The sequence below is a fragment of the Streptomyces sp. NPDC058955 genome (genome assembly GCF_042741435.1).
GTDB lineage: Bacteria > Actinomycetota > Actinomycetes > Streptomycetales > Streptomycetaceae > Streptomyces.
On sequence record NZ_JBHYKM010000004.1, the window covers coordinates 1 to 5065 of the forward strand.

The window sequence follows — 5065 nt, forward strand, 5'->3', positions numbered from 1 at the left end:
CACCCCCCCTCAATCACCCCCCCGCCCACCATCTGTCTCCTACCCAGCTCCACCCCCCCCGCGACCGCGCGCCCCCGCCCCCCCGCGCGCCACAGCCGCCCCGGCCGCCCCGAACCGGCCGCCCCCACCGACACCGACGCCTCCGCCGACCCCGCACGTGACAGAACCGCTACAGAATCCACCGCCGCCGACCGCCTCCCCGAGGAGGACGCCGGGGTACCCGAGGAGGAGGCCGAGGTCCGCCCCACGCCGGCCCGCGCCAGCCGCCCCGCCGCCGCCCCCCAGCTCACCGTGGGGAACGGCGTCACCTCCTCCGACCAGCCCGTTCCCCTGCTCACCCTCGGCGTCGGCCTCACCCTGATGGGCCTCGGCCTCGGCTTCCTCGGCCTCCGGCTGCGCCGCCGCTGACCCCCGCCCCGACCCCGCCGGGTCCCCCCTGAGGCGGACCCTCCGGGTCCCCCTCACGACGGTTGCCCACGCCGGCATACCCGGTATACATACTCGGTATGTCGATCCGCCACGGGCTCCTCGCCCTCCTCGAACACGGCCCCCGCTACGGCTCCCAGCTGCGCACCGAGTTCGAGTCCCGCACCGGCTCCACCTGGCCCCTCAACGTCGGGCAGGTCTACACGACCCTGGGCCGGCTCGAACGGGACGGCCTGGTCGGCCAGAGCGGCGAGGACGGCGCCGGGCACGCGCTCTACGCGATCACCGACGCCGGCCGCGCCGAACTGCGCACCTGGTTCGAACGGCCCGTGGACCGCACCAGCCCCGCCCGCGACGAACTCGCCATCAAGCTCGCCATGGCCGTCGGGGCACCCGGCGTCGACATCCGCGAGGTCATCCAGTCCCAGCGCCGCCACACCGTGAAGGCCATGCAGGACTACACCCGCCTCAAGACCCAGGCCCTCGCCGCCCTCGAAGGCGGCGGCTCCCGCGAACGCGACGACGTCGCCTGGCTCCTCGTCCTGGAGCAGCTGATCTTCCAGACCGAGGCCGAGGCCCGCTGGCTCGACCACTGCGAGTCCCGGCTGATCCGCCTCTCCGCCACCGCGCCCGCCACCACCGCCGAACCGGGTCCCGGACCGGCGGCCCGGCCCGGGCCCGGGGCGAGGGCAGGGGGGCTGGGGGCCGGGGTCGGGTCGGGGGGCGGGCCGGGGGACGGGGCCGGGGGACGAGCCCGCTGACCCCGGGCCCAGGCCCCGTACCACCGCATTCTCCGCTCGACACACCGCTCATCTCCGTGCCCGGCCGCCGCCGGCGCACGTCACGTCCGTGCCCGGCCGCCGCCGCGCACGCCTAGGGGGACCCCGCCATGTCCACACCGCTCGACGCACAGCCCGTGCTGCGCCTGCAGAACCTGACCCGGGTCCACGGGTCCGGCGCCACCGAGGTGCACGCCCTGCGCGGCATCGACCTCGACGTGCACCCCGGCGAACTCGTCGCCGTCATGGGGCCGTCCGGCTCCGGCAAGTCCACGCTGCTCACCATCGCCGGCGGCCTCGACACCCCCAGCTCCGGCCAGGTGATCGTCGAGGGCACCGACATCACCACCGCCGGGCTGAAGGAACTCGCCGCCCTGCGCCGCCGCAGCATCGGCTACGTCTTCCAGGACTACAACCTCATCCCGGCGCTGACCGCCGCCGAGAACGTCTCCCTGCCGCGCGAGCTCGACGGGGTGTCCGCCCGCAAGGCGCGGGTCGAGGCGCTCGCCGCGCTGGAGGAGATGGGCCTCGGCCACCTCGCCGACCGGTTCCCCGACGAGATGTCCGGCGGACAGCAGCAGCGCGTCGCCATCGCCCGCGCCCTCGTCGGCGACCGCCGCCTCGTCCTCGCCGACGAGCCCACCGGCGCCCTCGACTCCGAGACCGGCGAGTCCGTCCTCGCCCTGCTCCGCTCCCGCTGCGACGCGGGCGCCGCCGGCGTCCTCGTCACCCACGAACCGCGGTTCGCCGCCTGGGCCGACCGGGTCGTCTTCCTGCGCGACGGCGCCATCGTCGACCAGACCGTGCGCAGCGAGGCCGACTCCCTCCTGACGGGCCGGGTGGCGGAGGCGTGAAGACCTGGTTCCACTCCTGGCGGGCGGCCGTCCGCATCGCCCGCCGCGACGCCTGGCGCGCCAAGGGCCGCAGCTCCCTGGTCCTCGCGATGATCGCCCTCCCCATCCTCGGGGTGAGCGCCGCCGACCTCACCATCCGCAGCTCCGAACTCTCCGTCGCCGAACGGCTGGAGCGGTCCATCGGCGCCGCCGACGCCGCCTTCCGCGACGCCGGCTTCGGCGGCGTCCCGCTCTTCCAGAGCCCGCAGGCCGACAACATCGCCCCGGTCGAAAACGACGAGAACACGCCCTGGCCCAGCGGCACCACCGACCCCACCAAGGTCATCCCGGCCGGCTCCCGCTGGATCACCGACACCGTGGGCGGCGCCAAGCTGACCACCGTGCACGGCCTGCTCCAGACCGACGTCCGCGAGCTGAAGGCCGACGACCCGATGGCGAAGGGCATCACCACCCTCCTCGACGGCCGCTATCCGAAGACGTCCGACGAGGTCATCGCCACCTCCGCCTTCCTGGAGCGCAGCGGCCTCTCGATCGGCTCGACCGTTTCCGCTCGCAATTTCGACCGGCCGTACCGGATCGTGGGCTCCTACGAACTGCCCGACGCCCTGACGACCGCCCAGATCACCGCGCTGCCCGGCGCGTTCCTCGCCCCGTACGCGAAGGCCGCCGAGAAGGCGGGCGCGCCCGGCCCCGGCGCCGGCACCACGTACCTGGTGCAGCGCCCCGGTGGTTTCACGTGGAACACCGTGAAGGAGATCAACACCAAGGGCGTCGTCGTCGTCTCCCGGGCCGTCCTGCTCGACCCGCCCGCCGACTCCGAGGTCCCGCTCTACCAGCAGCCCGGCTGGGGCGACTACCGGTCCAGCGGCGGCGCCGACGCCATGCTCCTCGCCTCCGTCGCCACCGTCGTCGGCCTGGCGATGCTGGAGATCTGCCTGCTCGCCGGCCCGGCCTTCGCGGTCGGTGCCCGCCGCTCCCGCCGCCAGCTCGGCCTGGTCGGCGCCAACGGCGGCTCCCGCAGCCACATCCGCGCCATCGTGCTCAGCGGCGGCCTCGTCATCGGCGTCTCCGCCGCCGTCGTCGGCACGGTCCTCGCCCTGATCCTCACCCTGGCCCTCCAGCCGTTCCTGGAGGAGTACCTGGGGCAGCGGTTCGGCGCCTTCGACGTCCGGCCGCTGGAACTCCTCGGCATCGCGCTGCTCGCCGTCCTCACCGGACTGCTCGCCGCCGTCGTCCCGGCGGTCACCGCCTCCCGGCAGAGCGTGCTCGCCTCGCTCACCGGCCGCCGCGGCGTCCGCTCCACCAGCCGGGTGCTGCCCGTCGTCGGCCTGATCGCGCTGCTCCTCGGCGCGGCGATCGCGCTCTACGGCTCCGTCGTCACCGACCAGTTCGTCATCGTCGCCGGCGGCTCCGCCATCGCCGAGCTGGGCGTGGTCGCCATGACGCCCGCCCTGGTCGGGCTCTTCGGGCGGACCGGCCGCTGGCTGCCGCTCTCGCCGCGGCTCGCGCTCCGCGACGCCGTCCGCAACCGGGGCCGTACGGCTCCCGCGGTCGCCGCCGTCCTCGCCGCCGTCGCCGGCACCGTCGCCGTCGCCACGTACACGACGAGCAGCGACGCCCAGTACCGCGCCGAGTACACCGCCAGCCTGCCGCACGGCGCCGTCTCCTTCTTCCAGATGGAGGAGGGCGGCCGGGACGTCCGCGCCGTCGCCGACACCGTCCAGCGCCATGTGTCCGTCGACACCCGCGCCGACGTCTCCCGCGTCGCCGTCGGCAAGCCCGGTTGCTCCGCCTGGGGCGAGGGCGCCGGCTGCGGCCGGTACGAGGTGATGGTGCCGCCCGCCAACCTCTGCCCGCTGTGGGCGCCGACGGCCGACGGCAGCGACGCCTCGCTGAAGTACACCCCCGCACAGCGCCGCACGATGATGCGCGAGGACTGGCGCTGCAAGCAGGACGAGCGCGGTGGCGGCATCTACGTCGACGGCGGCCTCCTCGTCGGCGACGCCCGCCTCCTCGACGTCCTCGACATCGACGTCCCCGGCGCCGCCGAGGCCCTCGCCGCCGGAAAGGCCGTCACCTTCCAGCGGCCGCTGGTCGCGAAGGACGGCACGATCGGCATCAAGCAGATCACCGACACGAAGGCCGCCGAGAAGGCGTCGATGGAGAACAAGCCCGCCCCGGGCAAGGTCGTCTCCGTCCCCGCCCACCTGGTGACGTCCGACACGAGGACCTACGGCCTCCAGGTGCTGATGACCCCCGCGACCGCGAAGGCCGCCGGTCTCGCCACCGCACCGGTCGGCGCCTACTTCAGCACCGACCGGCTGCCCGACACCGAGCAGCGCCAGAAGCTCGACGCCGAACTGGCCGGGATCGGCGCCGGAATCGACCTCACCGTCGAGGAGGGGTACGTCTCCGACGACAGCGTCTTCCTGCTCGCGCTGACCGTCTTCGCCGGCCTGGTCACCATCGGCGCCGCCGGCATCGCCACCGGCCTCGCCCAGGCCGACGCCGAGGCCGACCTGAAGACGCTCGCCGCCGTCGGCGCCCCGCCGCGCGTGCGCCGCACGCTCAGTGGCTTCCAGTGCGGGGTGGTCGCCGCCATGGGCGTCGTCCTCGGCTCCGTCGCCGGCCTGCTGCCCGCGGTCGGCCTGCGGCTCACCGAGGAGCGCGAGCGGCTCCGCTACCACGAGCAGACGGTCGCCGAGGGCTGGGGCGGCGACCTCGCCCCGCCGTACGTGCCGATCGTGGTGCCCTGGGAGACGCTGGCGGCGCTGCTCGTCGCCGTCCCGCTCGGCGCCGCGCTGCTCGCCGCGCTGGTGACCCGCTCGAAGGGGGCCGTCGCCCGCCGCGCGGCGACCTGACACCTTTCCGTGCCCCGACCGTGGCCCGGGGGGGGGGGGGGTGGCGACCCCCCCCCGCCCGCCCCCCGGGGGGGGGGGGGGGTGGTGGGGCGTGGGGGGGCGGGGGTTTGACGGGGTCTCGAGAGGGCGGGGGCCCCCCCCCCCT

4 protein-coding genes are annotated in these 5065 nt (G+C 75.3%); all 4 read left to right on the forward strand.

What is annotated here, in order from left to right:
- Positions 1-408: hypothetical protein (locus ACFW1I_RS02825; protein ID WP_384665440.1), on the forward strand; the 408-nt coding region annotated here is incomplete at its 5' end.
- Between the two features lie 98 nt (positions 409-506).
- Positions 507-1187 (forward strand): PadR family transcriptional regulator, encoded by a 681-nt coding sequence (locus ACFW1I_RS02830; protein ID WP_384665442.1) that lies wholly within the window; start codon positions 507-509, stop codon positions 1185-1187.
- Between the two features lie 128 nt (positions 1188-1315).
- Entirely contained in the window at positions 1316-2059 is a 744-nt protein-coding gene (locus ACFW1I_RS02835) for an ABC transporter ATP-binding protein (protein WP_384665444.1), read from the forward strand.
- Positions 2056-4920 (forward strand): ABC transporter permease, encoded by a 2865-nt coding sequence (locus ACFW1I_RS02840; RefSeq protein ID WP_384665446.1) that lies wholly within the window; start codon positions 2056-2058, stop codon positions 4918-4920. The genes ACFW1I_RS02835 and ACFW1I_RS02840 overlap by 4 nt, the downstream gene beginning before the upstream one ends.
- Positions 4921-5065 lie beyond the last annotated feature (145 nt).